We start from the raw sequence: 15,096 nt of genomic DNA on the forward strand, positions 1-15,096 counted from the left end.
CCGACCCTGGCTTTCGCTCGCCTTCGCCACTTCGTCGTAGCTGATGAACTTGGCCATACCCTTATCCGCGCTCACCTTGGTCAAGGCCGCGGTCAACGTCGTCTTGCCGTGGTCCACATGTCCGATCGTCCCGATATTCACGTGCGGCTTCCGCCGCTCATATTTCGCCTTCGCCATGCCTAAACTCCCTTTCTAAAAATCTCCCAAAGCACTATTCCCGTCGCGCTAACTGAATAATGAGCGCGCTGATCGAGCAAGCCCTACTTGGAGCCCACGACGCGGATCGAACGCGTGACCTCGTCCTTACCAAGGACGTGCTCTACCAACTGAGCTACGTGGGCCATCACTTCACGCCTTTTCCCGTCGCGCCCATCGTATTCGCTCCGGGTCGAGCAAGCTCGGTTTGGAGCGGGCGATGGGATTTGAACCCACGACAGCCAGCTTGGAAGGCTGGAACTCTACCACTGAGCTACGCCCGCCCGTCTTCTCCCCACACCCTCAAACCTCCGCCGCACACTTCACAACCGTCCTCAATCAAGCCCCAAACCCCTACGGCCCACAAGCCAGATGATGGTGGGCAGGCAAGGATTCGAACCTTGGAAGCCGATGGCAACAGATTTACAGTCTGCCCCCTTTGGCCACTTGGGTACCTGCCCAATACGCCCCACACGGCAAATCCACAGACATAATTGCCAGCTTCTTTTTCATCGCACGATGAAGAAAGAAGAGTAAGCTGGTCCACGCACATCTCCCCCTGTCCTTATAAATAAGGACAATTGCGGCGAGATGCGGACACAGCCTTGTTCAGGAAACGCTCGATTCTATTGATGAGGTATGGCGAAGTCAAGACCCAAAATCAGAATTGTCTTGTTTTTCTCAGAGTACCCACGCGCGACTCTGCCAAATGACCATCCATTCACGACTTTCGGCACCACCAGCCCCACCTCTCCCCTACATTCCTGAAGACACTTCATGGCATGACGGAGCGCGAGCGCTTGCCCTCACATTGCCCCTGTCGCTCGCCCCGCTCTTCCGATCCAGCCAATACACCACTCGCGCGAGTGAGGAGACCGGGGGAGGCCCCCATCACATCCCTCATCAGCACCACCGCTTCCTCTGATGACAAGCGCGAGGCAGCCGCCAAGTATCGCTTTTGGGTTACAACCCTCTCAGCAGGGTCTTCAGGCTCGTAATACCCACGAAGGGCCCCTTCACGATCGGCAGCCCTGAGACGACGCACCCATTCGTCCTGGCTACTCCCGGACTTTTGGATCGACTGCCCTGCGTCCTTCGTCAGCTCCAACTGATTCCACACCATCCACCCGACAAACACCGCCCAGGTTTCGTTGAGAGCTTCCCACGATTCACGTTCGGTCAAAAATCGCTCCTCCGTTTCGCCCCTCCTCTGCACCACCGGCGTGATCAGGACCGCTCCATAGCGACAGCCCTGCTGCATTTTTGCGAACCTAAGAACCGGGTCCGGCAACGCCTCAGCCGCCGCCGTGGCCAGATAATCGACATAGGCGTGAAACAGTTCGTGGTAAAGCGTCTCGATTTCGGTATGCGTAAGCCGTCCAAGCGGACGCAACGTGGCGCCGGCACCATTAAAGGACAACGCACGGTTGAGCACCATCCGATGCTCGCCGAGATGATACTCGGCGGCATAGGTGCGCAAATCGTCGAACTCAAACTGGATGAAGCTCGGCGGGATCGCCTTGAGGAACTTCGTCGGAAGACCCAGCGTCTGCGCCTCACTGAGCAGCTGACTCCACATCCGGTCCGTCAACGATGGACGCTCCTCCGACAACCCCGCATTCGGCAGGGAGAGGAGTCCGCCTAACAGGAGGCCTATCAGGGCCACTCTATGCAACATAGGCACCATCGATATTGATCCACTCGGGGATGGGAGGGCTATCGCTGGAAGTATCGGTCACATCTCATGGTCATCGCGGGCATACCAATCAGGCCGCCCACCTTCCTCCATGAGGGTCAGCTGATTCAGCAACGCAGGCGATACAGGATCCAGGAAACGAGAGGGGTTCGAGAGCACCATGCCGCTTCCCCGATCGAACACATTGATCGGATAGGTGAGGTACAGATACCGCTTGGCTCTCGTCACGGCAACATAGAACAGCCGCCGCTCCTCCTCCAGCTCCTCATCTTCACCGAACGCATAGACCGATGGAAACCGTCCATCCACAACCCACATGACGAATACACATTGCCACTCAAGCCCCTTAGCCGAATGGATGGTGGACAGCACGAGCCTCTCGTCATCGCGATCAGGGGCCTCGTTGCCGGCGGCGCTCCCATCCGGGGGCTCCAGCGCCAGATCGGACAAGAAAGCTTCGAGCTCTTGATACCGCTCCGCGATCGTCTGCAAATGGTCCAGATCCCGCGCACGCTTGGGATAGTCGTCGTACTGCTCCTTGAAAATCGGCAAGTAATACTCATAGATCTGGCTAACCAAATGCGCGGGCCGTAGCGCTTCGTCTCCCGCAAGGCTTTCGAGAGTCAGCGCCAAATCCTTCAGCCCCTTCCCCGTTCGCCCCGGCATCATAGAAAGGGCGCGATAGGGATTATCGGACTTCACCAACGCCGCCATGACATCCTGGGCCTTCTTCGGCCCGACCCCTTCGATGAGCATGAGTACGCGATGCCAGCTGACAAGATCTAGAGGGTTCGCCACCACTCGCAAATGGGCCAGCAGATCCTTGACATGTGCGGTCTCGATAAATTTGACCCCGCCACGCTTGATAAATGGCAGTCCGTGACGCGACAGCTCAATTTCCAGATCGAAGGAATGGAAGCTCGACCGAAACAGCACCGCCATTTCGCTGAGCGGGACCCCTTCCTCTCGCAGCTCCAAAATTTTCTGCGCGATGAAACGCGATTGAGCATTCTCCCCTGCCGCTTCCACCAATGTCGGCAATGGCCCGTCCAACTTCCGCGTAAAGAGCCGCTTGGTATATTTCTCGGTTGCCACATCGATCACGGCATTCGCGAGATTCAGGATCGGCTGGGTGCTGCGGTAGTTCTCTTCGAGCTTATAGATCGTGGTGCCGGGAAAGAGCGACGGAAACTCCATGATGTTTTTGAACGTCGCACCACGAAACGCGTAGATTGATTGCGAGTCGTCGCCGACAACCATAACGTTCCGATGAGTGGACGCAAGGTGCCTAATGACATCCGCCTGCAAGCGATTGGTGTCCTGATACTCATCCACCAGAATGTATCGATACAGCGATGAAATCGTCCGCCTGACCACTTCATCTTCCATCAAAAGCCGCCGCAGCAGCACCAGTAAATCGTCATAATCGACCAGCTGGCGCTGGCGCTTCGACGCCTGATAGCCCTGCCGTAACTGACCCAGCGCCTCCAGATGGTCCGCGAAATGATTGAACTCTTCGACGACAATCTCGTCGAGCGGGCGCAGGGTATTCTCGGATTTACTGAACATCTCCGCGATCGTACCCTTGCGGGGAAACCGCTTGTCTTTTTCGTTCAAGCCGAGTTGCACACGAACCAGGGCGATCAAGTCTTCGGCATCACCACGATCAAGAATCGTAAAGCCCGGCTCCAGTCCGATGGATCGACCATAACGCCGGAGTAACATATTGGCTACGGAATGGAACGTGCCGCCACGCACTCGCTCGCTGCGCACGCCGATCAGCTCGCCCGCCCGCTCGAGCATCTCCTGCGACGATTTTCGCGTAAAGGTGAGCAACAGAATGTGAGACGGATCGACCCCCGAGTCGATCAAATAGGCCACGCGATAGACCAGCGTTCGCGTCTTGCCGCTGCCGGCGCCGGCAATGACCAAGGCCGGCCCTTCGCCTGCAGTCACCGCCGCAAGCTGCTGGGCATTCAACGCCGAGGCATAGTTAAGCGAGAGCACGGAGGCCGGCCCTTGGTCCGGCGACCGCTTCAACACATACGGGGTACTGTCTCGGTTCATGTGGCAGCTCGTGAGGTGGTCGCGCTCTATAGCATACTGGGGTGGCCCTTTCAAATCGACCCATCGGTCCCGGCCCATGCCTGACCGATCAAAAGACTCACCAGAGAGACGGCCCTTGGAGACCAAGCCATAACCTGTATATAATGGCCCCTCTTTTTATGTGAGGTCATTGTGGGAACGTCCAAAAATCCTTATAGCGAACAACTCCGCGGAATCGCCGAACTCATACTCGCCGTCGCAGGCGAATCCGTGACCGTCATGAAACGGAACGCCCCGGAGCGAGCCTTGAAATTGAAACGACACGATGAATGGGGCATCTACCTTGAATTCCTCAAAGTCATGTTCAACCTCACGGACCGGCTCTCCATTCTCTACTTGCCGATCAAAGACCAGCCCCTGTTTATGGACAGTCTCGAAGACGCGGTGACACTGCAATTGAAAAGTGTGCTTGAACCGGCATTCGGTACTGGCGCCGACCAAACGGAAATCATGCTCACCGTCGGTGCGGCGGTGGCAGAAAGCCGGCAAATCTATGAACGATACCGGTTCCTGGTCACCGAGGACACCCCCGAGAAAAACGAGATGCTGAAAGACTTTGGCGGACGAGTCGCCGATGCGATGGGCATCGCAGGGAACGAGCACGTATCCTCGGCGGCGACCCTCTGCGCGAGCGCCGTCATTCCAGCCATCAAAGCAGTCTTAGCCGGAGACGCGCCACCAGCCGCCGCCGTCAATACCGCCAGTCCAGCGACCGCGACCGCATCCACCCTGCCACCGCCCCCTGCGACACCTGAACCTCAGGGACCAACAGGAACCGAAATCAAATTAGTCAGCGTGATGTCAACCGTCGAGGGAGAAGAAGTCGAAACTCGCTGGGGACTGCACCCGCGATTCCGCCAAGATCTTCCTCCGGAGGACATGCAACAAGTCACCAGGCTGATGAATCGAGTAGCAAAAATCCTTGGCGAACGTTACGCCTCCGTGGCATTCTCCGACGAATGGACGTCCTGGCATAAAGCCGGTCACGCCTAATCGCTCTCGCCAGTTGAACGCGGCCGTTCCCACACGACGACGCCGGCTCCCCACCAAAAACTTGGAGGTGCAGTGGATACTTCGCAAACAGCAACCAGTGTATCGAATGGCATTCCATCCAGCCTCTCACGTCTCATGGAATTGGCACATAACCTCTGGTGGAGTTGGACCCCGGAGACTCGTCGACTGTTTGAACACATCGATCCAACCCTCTGGGTACTGACCCACCACAACCCCGTAGAGTTACTGGCAAAGGTCCGGCCAGACCGACTCATGCACCTCACCCAAGATCCCTCGTATATGCGGTTGTACTCTGCCGCTCTTAAGATATTTGACGAGTATCTTCAGAATAAACAAAGTTGGTTTAAAACACAGCACGGCGATTTGAAAGCCCCCACCATTGCCTACTTTTCTGCAGAGTTTGGTCTACATAGATCCATCCCCATTTACAGTGGTGGCCTAGGCATTCTTGCCGGGGACCATTGTAAGGAAGCCAGCGACCTGGGCGTGCCCCTGGTGGGAATCGGATTCATGTATCCACAAGGATATTTTCGACAACGGATCACGCCGGAAGGATGGCAAGAAGCGGCTTATGCTCCATTTAAACAAGCAGAGTCCCCGATTCATCCTGCCCTCACTCCATCAGGAGAGCCCTGCAGGATTACGGTCGAGATCGGTAGCCGAGTCGTCACTGCAGCAGTCTGGAAAGTGCTTGCCGGGCGGGTCCCCCTCTACCTTATTGATACAGACGTCCCCGAGAACAGCCCTGAGAATCGGGCTCTTTCAGCTCGACTGTATGGCGGCGATCAAGAGATGCGCCTCTGCCAAGAATATCTGTTAGGTATCGGCGGTGTCCGCATGCTTCGTGCCTTGGGCATCGCACCGACGGTCTGGCATGCCAATGAGGGCCACTCTGCCTTCCTCACACTCGAACGCATTCGTGAGTTGATCCAGAAAGGATCGACCCACGCAGACGCCTGCGAAGTGGTCCGCCAGAGCACGGTCTTTACGACCCATACCCCGGTGCCAGCCGGCCACGACGTGTTCCCCCATCACCTCATGGACCGGTACTTTACCGGCTATTGGGAACAACTGGGTCTCTCGCGGGAAGACTTCCTTCGATTGGGAGACACACCCGAGTCGCAAGGACAAGGATTCAACATGACGGCACTCGCGATCCGGATGGCCGCGCATGTGAACGGGGTCAGCCGTGAGCACGGACGGGTCTCGCGTGAGATGTGGCACCATATGTGGCCGGGACTGGCAATCGAACAGGTCCCGATCCGTAGCGTGACGAATGGCATCCACGCCCCGACCTGGATCGCACCGGAACTCAACCAGCTCTATGGCAAATATCTGGGCCCGGAATGGGCGGACAAATGCGACGACACGGCGATGTGGCAACGGGTCCTGGATATCCCCGACCAGGAACTCTGGGCCGTGCGCCAAACCAGAAAGCGTAAACTGATGGGCTTCATCCGGGAACGTGCCAGAAGCGGCTGGATGCAGGGCCACCTCCAAGCCTCGCAAGTATTAACACGAGGCACGTTGCTCGACCCCGAAGCGCTCACCATCGGCTTCGCCAGGCGTTTTGCCACCTACAAGCGGGCAACCTTATTGTTCCGCGATCTCGAACGGCTGAAACAGTTACTCCATAACCAATGGCGTCCCGTCCAATTGATCTTTGCCGGCAAGGCCCATCCAGCCGATGAACCTGGTCGCTATTTCATCCATGAAGTATTGAGTTTTTGCGACGACCATAAATTGGGCGGACACGTGGCGTTCATCGAAAACTATGATATGCACATGGCAAAATTTCTCGTCCAAGGGGTCGACATTTGGCTCAACACCCCACGCTTTCCCTTGGAAGCGAGCGGAACGAGTGGGCAAAAGGCCGCACTCAACGGCGTCATCAATCTCAGCGTCCTTGATGGCTGGTGGAAAGAAGGCTACAACGGAGCCAATGGATGGGGCATTGAACCATTACTCGAAAACCAGGATATTCAGGCCCAAGACGAGCACGATGCCCAACAGCTCTATCGCATGCTGGAGCAAGAAGCCATCCCCCTCTACTATCAACGAGACCTTGACGGGATACCCCGCGGCTGGGTGCAGCTCATGAAGGAAAACCTTCGGACCAATGCGCCCAGATTCTGCACCAAACGAATGGTCAAGGAATACGTCGACAAGCTCTATGCACCGGCTATGGTTCGCACACCCTCGACATGGTAAACGACCTTCAACCTAGCCCTATGCCAGAGCGTCACACCGCAGCCATATGGCTGCAGTTACTGCTGCTGCTCTGTCTTGGGACAAGCGTGCTACGCCTCCCCTTAGCCGAAGCAGGCACAGCAAACTCCCCGATAGGAGCTGCCCTTGAACGCGAGGCCACGAACGCGTTCAACCATGCAGAGTACGACCAGGTGATGAAACTCTGGCAATCGATCCCGCCAGAAGCCACCCCATCGAAATCGCTCATCCACCTCGTCTTCCACAGTGCCCTCAAGCTTGGACGGCCGGAAGAGGCCCTCACCCTCTATCACCGGTTTGTCCCACCTGACGCGCCAGACGATCGAACCCTCTTACGGCCATTGGCCCTCAGCTTCGTAACCAGCCATGTCCGCGATTCGCAGGAATATGTCAGGATCGCAGCCTACACAGTCCTAGCCGAACTCGGCCTCGCAGAGACACAAGCCGTGCTGGAAGACGGGCTCCTCGATACATCGGTCCTCGTACGAGCCCGCGCCGCCGAAGCGATCGGGAAGGCCGGTCTCGCAGGAAAGTCAGGCCCCATACAGCGGGCGATGAACGATGCCATGCCAGCCGTACGTATTGCCGCCATGAACGTGCTGAGCGAGGCCAAGGTCACGGCCATCATGCCCCAGCTCATCGCGGTCGCCAGGACGGACGACGGACCGGAAGCCGTGTTCGCCTATGCCGCACTCTATCGGCTCGGCAAACTGGATATGCTGACCGACATTACCGGCGCGGCAACGCTTCCGGACCCCGAGGTTCGCATGGCGGCCCTGGGAGTGCTTGGACAACTGAAGCGCCCAGCAAGTCTGTCGGTCCTGAGCCAGGGAGTCTACGATCCCGAGCCATCGGTCCGCGCATTCGCCGCAGGGGCATTGGGTGACTTTGGACAATCCGGTGGGGTCGCACCCTTAACCCATGCGCTGGGCGATGACAACGCGCGCGTACGCGCCATCGCCGCCACGAGCCTTGGACGGTTGGGAATACGGGAAAACAGACCGTTGCTGCAAGCCCTCACGCGAGATGCCAACATGCAGGCACGAGCCAGTGCCGCAGAGGGGCTGCTTCGATTAGGCGACACATCGGCCATCTTACTCGCAGCAGACTTGGCAAGACACCCGGATCCCTCTATACGCGCCGCCGCGGCCCACGCATTAGCCGCGACGTCCGATAAGCAAGCCGCCGTTATTTTACAGATGCTCCTGCAAGACCAGCAACCGCAGCCGCGCCTCATGGCCGCGAAAGCCCTGGGAAAGAGCACCGCGCCGGTGATGCCGTTGCTCAAGAAAGGCTTGCAGGACTCAGACGTCGCCATTCGACTGGCAGCCGCCGGCAGTCTCTTGCAACAACTCCGACGCTCCGCGCCATCCCCCAAAGCCCATTAGTCGAAAGGATCTCGCCATGTGGAAATTCGTCGGAGCCCTCGTCCTGGCCGCCACATCGTTCGGCCTCGGATTTTATTTCGGCCAACGCCCGGTCGGCACGTTACAACACACGATCTCAGACCTCCAACGTTCCATCACAGACATGTCGCGAAACATTTACGACACGACGAGAGGGATCGAGCGGGACCTCCGCAGGCGGCAGGCGCTACTCGACAGTAAATCGAGAGTGGTACAGGCGAAAGCAGAACTGTTCGAGAAAAACGTTGGAGAAGCCGCGAAGCAGTTAAGTGCGGCGGCCGAGACGTTGGAGAATGCGACCAAAGGGGCCAAACAGGACGAATCGATGCTCGCCGTGCGAACACTCACCGGCACGATTCAAGAAGTCAGGCTGGAATTGTCGATGGGGAAACCGGTATCACTGAAGAAGATCGATGACATTCAACGGGAAGTCGACCGGCAACTGAATAAATAACCGCTACGCGTTGGCAGGCTGCTTCTTCCACTTCGCCAGGATCCGCTCCACCCGCATCCTGACCACCATGTCCGAATCTTTCATCAACGGCTTAATCGCATCGCGGCCCCGGTCATCGCCGATTGCCTCGAGTGCCGCCGCGGACGTCAACCGGGTAAACCAATCCTTATCGCTGAGCATCACGATGAGAGGATCGATCGCCTCGGCGCTCTTGATCCGGCCCAGGGCCATGATCGCCTGCTTCTGAACCATTTCATCCTTGTCCTTGAGCGCTTTGACCAAGCGAGAAACTGACGGCTCCCCAAGTTCAACGAGGGCATTCGTGGCATCGTCCTTAAACTCGTCATTTTTCAGCTGCAGCATCAACGGGTCGAGCACACGTTCGTCGCGAATCTTCCCTAACGCCGCAATCACATACTTCCTGACATCCCAATCGCGAAGCAACTTGATCAATAGTTCGACGGCAGGAGAACCGATCTGGCCCAACCCCTCGATAGCGACTTCCCTGACTTGCCAGTCGCCGTCACGCAACGCATTGCACAGTGGCTCCACGCAGCGTTCATCGCCCATTTCCCCGAGCGTGATCGCGGCTTCGCGACGGACCACCCAATCGGAGTCCTTGAGCAGATCGATCTGGATCTCGATCTCATCCTTGACCTTCTCTTCTTCAAGGACCACTTCCTCGGTGAGCTCCGCCGTCGGCAAAACCGGGACCGGGATTTCTCCGGTCAAATCCGCCGCCACCTGATCGGTGAATTCGTCACTCACCGTCTCCGGGGCAGTAGGACTGGCAGATGCTTGTTTGTGCTGTGGTTGTTCCATAGGTACTACCTTAATAATTCACTCGCCCATCACTGACCCAAGCCGGGATATTACTTTGCGGGAGCGGCTGTTTTCTTGCTCGCCGAATTCTTTTTGCGTAACGTGACCGTACGCCGTTTACGTTGCGTCCGCCGCAGCCGCTTCTTCAACGAACGAAGCGCTTCGTCCTCTTTAGGATTTTTGTGGCCGGTTAATTTCTCCGCCACCTTCTTCTTGAGTCTGGTTTCGTCCGATTCAGTCGCCGTTTTCTTCGCCATCCGGATTCGGGCCTCCATGTATACCAAATTGATCTAAATTATTTCCCGGTTCCCACCGGGAGTTGGCAGTCTAGTGGAGAGCTTCACGCCCTGTCAACCGGCGGTTCGACCGGCAGGCGACAAACCTAGGAAGTGACGACCGTCGCCACCTCGGTATGGTCGGTATGATCGGCTGTCTGTAGCCCCGTCAACCGGCGCGCACGCCGCGAGACCCAGATATCGCCAGGAGAGAGCCGCACAGGATAGACCAGCAGAGGGTCCGACTGACCCCACGGTACTGCAGGGAACGCCAGCGCCCCCTGACCAAGCTGCTCTCGCCCAAGAAGAAGCGACGTCGAGACCGTCTCCATCGCTTCTGATGAGAGCAACGCCACCGGCCGGCGTTCTCCAACCAACTGCACCCGGACCACGGAGAGTCCCCCTGCCAACATCCCTATCCGAGCTGCGGCGCCTCGTGAAAGATCGAGAATCCGCCCGTTGACATAGGGGCCCCGGTCCGTAATGCGGACATGAACATGCTTCCCGTTCACTAAGTTCACCACCCGAACCACACTGCCGAGCGGAAGGGTCCGATGGGCTGCGGTCAGACCATCCATATCGAACAGTTCTCCGTTCGCTGCTTGCTTGCCATGAAACGACTCGCCATACCAGGACGCCACGCCACGATCTTCAGCCCCCACGTCCAAGTGCGACACCCCCGTAGGAACCCACGAGCAAGCCCCCAGAAGCATCCCCAGGCTAAGACTCATCGCCCCCAGTAACTGGCGGCTATTTCCACACTTGTGATCGATCATCGAAGACCTCATATCCCAGGTTGAACCAACTGTCCCACAGACCCTGGCCTGTGTACCCTCACCATACGGTCCAACCGGCAGTCCAACAATACCGAGAGCGTAGCCCCACCCCCTACATTTGGATGAAGAAGGAAGGGAAAATCGAAGAGGGATTGTTCAAAAAAGAACCGATACCCGAGCTTTGAGGAGTAAACGACTCTACCCATATAGAAGAAAATACGTGCGACAGTCAACCCTCATCGGCTCGACTCCCCCGTCGGAACATTACAGGTTGTTTGGCTGGCGAGGTAAACCAGAAAGGTTATTGAACCTGGATGACCTGAGCAAACACCCCATCCCGCTGCTTCACATAGGTCAGCCACACCGTTTCACCCACTCGGATGGTCTGAAGCCCAACCCGCTTCCCCTTTCGGGTCACCTTGGTTTGACCTGTCACCCTGGCCCCCACGGTCATATCGTTATGCTTACTCAAAGGTGTCTTGACGACAATCGTGTGCGGAGGCTGTGCGACGTTTACCGCCATGACCTGGCCATGAACCCGATAGCTGCGCCCATCGGCTGCCCGACTCTCGACCGGCAGACAGACGAACAGCACCAACGCAACAACGGCGAATAGTCCCCTCATGCTTATCGCACCCAGGTCATGGTTCAATCCCCTCTAGCAAGCTGATCCGTACGCGCGCGGACTCTAACAGGATGGCCAAAACCTGTAAAGTTACAGGAAGCAGAACCCGATATTGACTGCCCCAATCCGACTGAGTAAGATGCCGACCTGTTGCCTGTTCGGTTGCGAATGCACAACCCGCCGGCTGTGCGCCCCAAACTCACACGATCCAAGTCAGCGCATATGATTGAAGTCCAACAGATCACGAAGCGGTATGGGCACCATACCGCTATCGATCGGGTCAGTTTTTCTGTCGCAAAAGGCGAGGTGTTGGCGTTCCTGGGTCCCAATGGGGCAGGGAAAACGACCACCATGCGCATCCTAACCTGCTTCATGCCGGCCACCGAAGGCACGGCACGAGTGGCAGGATTCGACTGTGCAGACCAGTCACTCGAAGTGAAACGCCGGATCGGGTACTTGCCGGAGACCCCCCCGGTCTACCTCGAATTGACCGTCACAGAATATCTTCAGTTTGTCGGCCGCCTCCGTGGTCTGACCGGAAAAACGCTCACCTCGTCCATGCAACGCGAAATCGAGCGGCTCGGCCTTGGCACGGTGCAGCACCGGCTCATCGGCAATCTGTCGCGCGGATACCGCCAGCGCGTCGGCTTGGCCCAAGCGTTGCTCCATGATCCTCAAGTATTAATCCTGGACGAGCCAACCGTCGGACTCGACCCGAAACAAATCATCGAGATCAGGGAGTTGATCAAGAATCTGGCCGGCTCTCATTCCGTGATTCTCAGCACCCACATTCTTCCCGAAGCCACCGCCGTGTGCCAGCGCGTCGTCATCATCAGCGGCGGACGGATCGTGGCCGAAGACACGCCGGACCAACTCTCTGCGCGGTTACGCCAGTCGGAAAAAATCTCACTCACGCTTAAATCTCCCGCTGTGGATACCGACAGCCGCCTGAAGGCCGTCCAAGGGGTCCAGAACGTGTTTGCGAGCGGCATCCCCGGCACCTTTCTTCTGGAATGCGAACTGGGCCGAGATGCAAGGGAAGAGGTCGCTCGGCTGGCAGTCACCAGTGGATGGGGACTACTTGAGTTAAAAGCCATCTCGATGACATTGGAAGACGTTTTCCTCCAACTGACAAGAGACGAAACAGGACTCCCGCAAGGCGCAGTGGTTGCCGCAGCAGAACCAACAGGCCAGCCAGCATGACACCTGTCCAAGCCATCATCGCCAAAGAGCTGCGCTCCTACTTCGTCTCACCCGTGGTGTATGTCGTAGGGGCGGTGTTTCTCTTAATTGTAGGACTGCTCGCCTATCTCTACATTGTCTTTGCCGGAGCCCAAGCGATTCAGCTGATGCAAATGCAGGGAACAGCCCAGATCAATCTGAACGACTTGGTCTTCCGGAATCTGTTCTCCAGCGTGCGATTTATCCTGCTGATTATTCTGCCGATCCTGACGATGCGGCTCTTCGCCGAAGAGCGAAAACTCCGCACCTTTGAGTTCCTGTTGACCTCTCCGATCGGCATCAACGAAATTGTCGTCGGCAAATTCATGAGTGTCTTCCTCGTCTTTTTGGGGTTGCTCGGACTGACCGGGCTCATGCCGCTTGTACTCGCGCTCTTCTGCGACTTCGATTGGTATCCCGTGCTGACCGGCTACCTGGGACTGGTCTTGCTTGGCGCCCTCTTTCTCTCCGTCGGCGTGCTGGCCTCGGCCCTGACCGAAAACCAGATCGTCGCAGCCTTTGTAAGCTTTGGCCTGCTGCTGGTCCTCTGGCTCCTCGCCGGTGTCGGCTCACTCCTCGGGGAAACGGCCATCGGGCAGGCCATCTCGTACCTGTCATTTATGGAACATTACGACCATTTAGTCCGTGGATTGGTCGACACGAAAGACCTCGTCTATTTTTGCAGCGGTCTCGCCTTGATGCTCTTTCTGTCTCACCGGGTCGTGGATTCATCACGATGGAAATGAACCTCAAGACGACTCCACTTGGCGTAGTCGGAATAGCCCTGGCCGTAGCCGGCGCGGTCGGCTACAGCCTCGCTCCGGAAAAACTCTGGCTAGTCACCCTCATGGAGGGATCGGCACTGCTCTGTCTCATCCTCTTCGGTGTCGTCCATTTCGGCAGCCTGAAAGCCTTCTCCACTCGTCGTTCGACACGCATGGGCGCCAACAGCCTGCTGATGATCCTTCTCTTCATCAGCATCCTCGCCATCGTGAACTTTCTCGCAGCCCGTCATTCCATCCGTTGGGACCTGTCGGAAAACCAAAACTTCTCCCTCTCCCCGCAAACACATCGCGTGCTCAGGAATCTCCCGCGCGAGGTGCTCGTCACCGTGTTCACCAGAGAAAAAGACCCCGGCTACCAATCCTACAAGGAACGGCTCGATAGTTATCGGCAGGCCAGCTCGAAGATTACCGTGGAATTCGTCGACCCGGAACGGCAGCCGAAAATTGCCCAAACCTATGGCATTTCCAGGACTGACACGGCCGTATTCGAAAGCGGCGGGCACACGGTTCGTATCACCGCTCCCTCGGAAGTGGAACTGACCGGAGCGTTTATCCGCGTGTCTCAAGACAGCAAGAAACGCGTACTCTTTCTCGAAGGACACGGGGAACCGAGCCTCGACGATCGGGAACGAACCGGGCTGTCGGCCGCCAGAGAAATCCTGGTCAAGCAGGGGTACGACGTCGACACCGTCAGCCTGCTGAAAGAGACCGCCGTACCGGATCACACCGCCATCCTCGTCGTAGCCGGCCCCCGTCGTCCGGTGATCGTCGAGGAGCAAGAACGCATTCATAGTTATGTGGAGAAAGGCGGCCATCTGCTGCTGCTGCTCGACCCGAATACGCAAGCCGACCTGAATCCCCTGCTCAAACGGTGGGGCCTGGGAGTCGGCCCTGGATCCCTAGTCGACTTACAAGATCGATTGGCCCAAGGCGATCTCACATCCCTGCTCGTCCGCACGTTCACCGAACATGAAATTACGCAGGACCTCTCCGCGGCCGTGCTCTTTCCCCTTGCACGGCATATCACCTTTGACGAACAGGTTGGCGCGGCATGGGACTACGTGCCGCTCGCCCGCACATCGCCGAACAGTTGGGCAGAAACCGACTTGAAGGGCCGTGTCGTCAACCTCAATGAAAAGGAAGACATCAAAGGTCCCCTGCCGATGGCTGCGGCCCTCACGCCAAAAGTCACACCGGAAGAAGGCAAGCCCCGTCCAGCCATCGTGGTCATTGGCAATTCCACGTTTGCGACCAATGCCTTTGTCAACTTTCCCGGCAACAGCGATTTTTTCCTCCATACGGCTGGGTGGTTGGCTGAAGAACGGAACATGATGGCGATCGCCCCGAAAGATTCCGCACTTCGACCGTTTACACCCAACCCGTTACAGGAACGAGCCCTGCTCTACCTGCAAGTCATCCTCCTGCCGGCCACCATGTTTATCGCCGGCATCATGGTCTGGCGCAAACGCCGACGCCTATAGACTCATGCGTT

At 57.4% G+C, this 15,096-nt stretch carries 14 protein-coding genes and 3 tRNA genes; 7 read left to right on the forward strand and 10 right to left on the reverse strand.

The features are described from left to right. The 6 genes from Q7U76_00530 to Q7U76_00555 form a co-directional block, all read right to left on the reverse strand. On the reverse strand, positions 1-177 hold a 177-nt coding region (locus Q7U76_00530), incomplete at its 3' end, for a GTP-binding protein (GenBank protein ID MDO8354867.1). 88 nt (positions 178-265) lie between these two features. Beyond that, positions 266-341: transfer RNA gene (locus Q7U76_00535), tRNA-Thr, on the reverse strand. A 63-nt stretch (positions 342-404) separates the two neighbouring features. Further along, positions 405-479, reverse strand: a tRNA-Gly gene (locus Q7U76_00540). A 92-nt stretch (positions 480-571) separates the two neighbouring features. Beyond that, positions 572-656 (reverse strand) — tRNA-Tyr (locus tag Q7U76_00545). A 314-nt stretch (positions 657-970) separates the two neighbouring features. Then, the gene (locus Q7U76_00550; protein MDO8354868.1) at positions 971-1,873 is read right to left on the reverse strand and encodes a hypothetical protein; all 903 of its coding nucleotides are present in this window, start codon (positions 1,871-1,873) and stop codon (positions 971-973) included. Between the two features lie 57 nt (positions 1,874-1,930). Beyond that, the gene (locus Q7U76_00555) at positions 1,931-3,958 is read right to left on the reverse strand and encodes an ATP-dependent helicase (GenBank protein ID MDO8354869.1); all 2,028 of its coding nucleotides are present in this window, start codon (positions 3,956-3,958) and stop codon (positions 1,931-1,933) included. A 171-nt stretch (positions 3,959-4,129) separates the two neighbouring features. On the opposite strand from Q7U76_00555, the gene Q7U76_00560 reads away from it, so the two are divergent. The 4 genes from Q7U76_00560 to Q7U76_00575 all read left to right on the forward strand — a co-directional run bounded on the left by Q7U76_00560 (position 4,130) and on the right by Q7U76_00575 (position 9,100). Continuing rightward, complete coding sequence (locus Q7U76_00560) at positions 4,130-4,990, forward strand: hypothetical protein (GenBank protein MDO8354870.1); 861 nt, start codon at positions 4,130-4,132, stop codon at positions 4,988-4,990. Between the two features lie 72 nt (positions 4,991-5,062). Then, positions 5,063-7,222, forward strand: a complete 2,160-nt coding sequence (gene glgP, locus Q7U76_00565) for an alpha-glucan family phosphorylase (GenBank protein ID MDO8354871.1) — start codon at positions 5,063-5,065, stop codon at positions 7,220-7,222. Positions 7,223-7,242: 20 nt separating this feature from the next. After that, the gene (locus tag Q7U76_00570; protein ID MDO8354872.1) at positions 7,243-8,628 is read left to right on the forward strand and encodes a HEAT repeat domain-containing protein; all 1,386 of its coding nucleotides are present in this window, start codon (positions 7,243-7,245) and stop codon (positions 8,626-8,628) included. 16 nt (positions 8,629-8,644) lie between these two features. Continuing rightward, complete coding sequence (locus Q7U76_00575) at positions 8,645-9,100, forward strand: hypothetical protein (GenBank protein MDO8354873.1); 456 nt, start codon at positions 8,645-8,647, stop codon at positions 9,098-9,100. A 3-nt stretch (positions 9,101-9,103) separates the two neighbouring features. Here the strand turns inward: Q7U76_00575 and Q7U76_00580 are convergent, their stop codons facing one another. The 4 genes from Q7U76_00580 to Q7U76_00595 form a co-directional block, all read right to left on the reverse strand. Continuing rightward, positions 9,104-9,922 (reverse strand): HEAT repeat domain-containing protein, encoded by an 819-nt coding sequence (locus tag Q7U76_00580; GenBank protein MDO8354874.1) that lies wholly within the window; start codon positions 9,920-9,922, stop codon positions 9,104-9,106. 50 nt (positions 9,923-9,972) lie between these two features. Further along, positions 9,973-10,179, reverse strand: a complete 207-nt coding sequence (locus Q7U76_00585) for a hypothetical protein (GenBank protein ID MDO8354875.1) — start codon at positions 10,177-10,179, stop codon at positions 9,973-9,975. A gap of 125 nt (positions 10,180-10,304) precedes the next feature. Next, positions 10,305-10,973: a septal ring lytic transglycosylase RlpA family protein gene (locus Q7U76_00590; protein ID MDO8354876.1), complete on the reverse strand. Its 669-nt coding sequence runs from the start codon at positions 10,971-10,973 to the stop codon at positions 10,305-10,307. Between the two features lie 301 nt (positions 10,974-11,274). After that, positions 11,275-11,598 (reverse strand): hypothetical protein, encoded by a 324-nt coding sequence (locus tag Q7U76_00595; protein MDO8354877.1) that lies wholly within the window; start codon positions 11,596-11,598, stop codon positions 11,275-11,277. 222 nt (positions 11,599-11,820) lie between these two features. Between Q7U76_00595 and Q7U76_00600 the strand changes: the two genes are divergently transcribed. From Q7U76_00600 to Q7U76_00610, 3 genes are read left to right on the forward strand one after another with little or no spacing between them, the layout of a single operon-like run. Continuing rightward, positions 11,821-12,801, forward strand: coding sequence for an ATP-binding cassette domain-containing protein (locus Q7U76_00600; protein ID MDO8354878.1), 981 nt, complete (start codon positions 11,821-11,823; stop codon positions 12,799-12,801). After that, complete coding sequence (locus Q7U76_00605) at positions 12,798-13,565, forward strand: ABC transporter permease (GenBank protein MDO8354879.1); 768 nt, start codon at positions 12,798-12,800, stop codon at positions 13,563-13,565. The genes Q7U76_00600 and Q7U76_00605 overlap by 4 nt, the downstream gene beginning before the upstream one ends. Beyond that, positions 13,556-15,085 carry a DUF4350 domain-containing protein gene (locus Q7U76_00610; protein ID MDO8354880.1) on the forward strand — a complete coding sequence of 510 codons (1,530 nt, stop codon included), beginning with the start codon at positions 13,556-13,558 and terminating at the stop codon, positions 15,083-15,085. The genes Q7U76_00605 and Q7U76_00610 overlap by 10 nt, the downstream gene beginning before the upstream one ends. Positions 15,086-15,096 lie beyond the last annotated feature (11 nt).

The sequence above is a fragment of the Nitrospirota bacterium genome (assembly GCA_030645475.1).
Lineage (GTDB): Bacteria > Nitrospirota > Nitrospiria > Nitrospirales > Nitrospiraceae > Palsa-1315.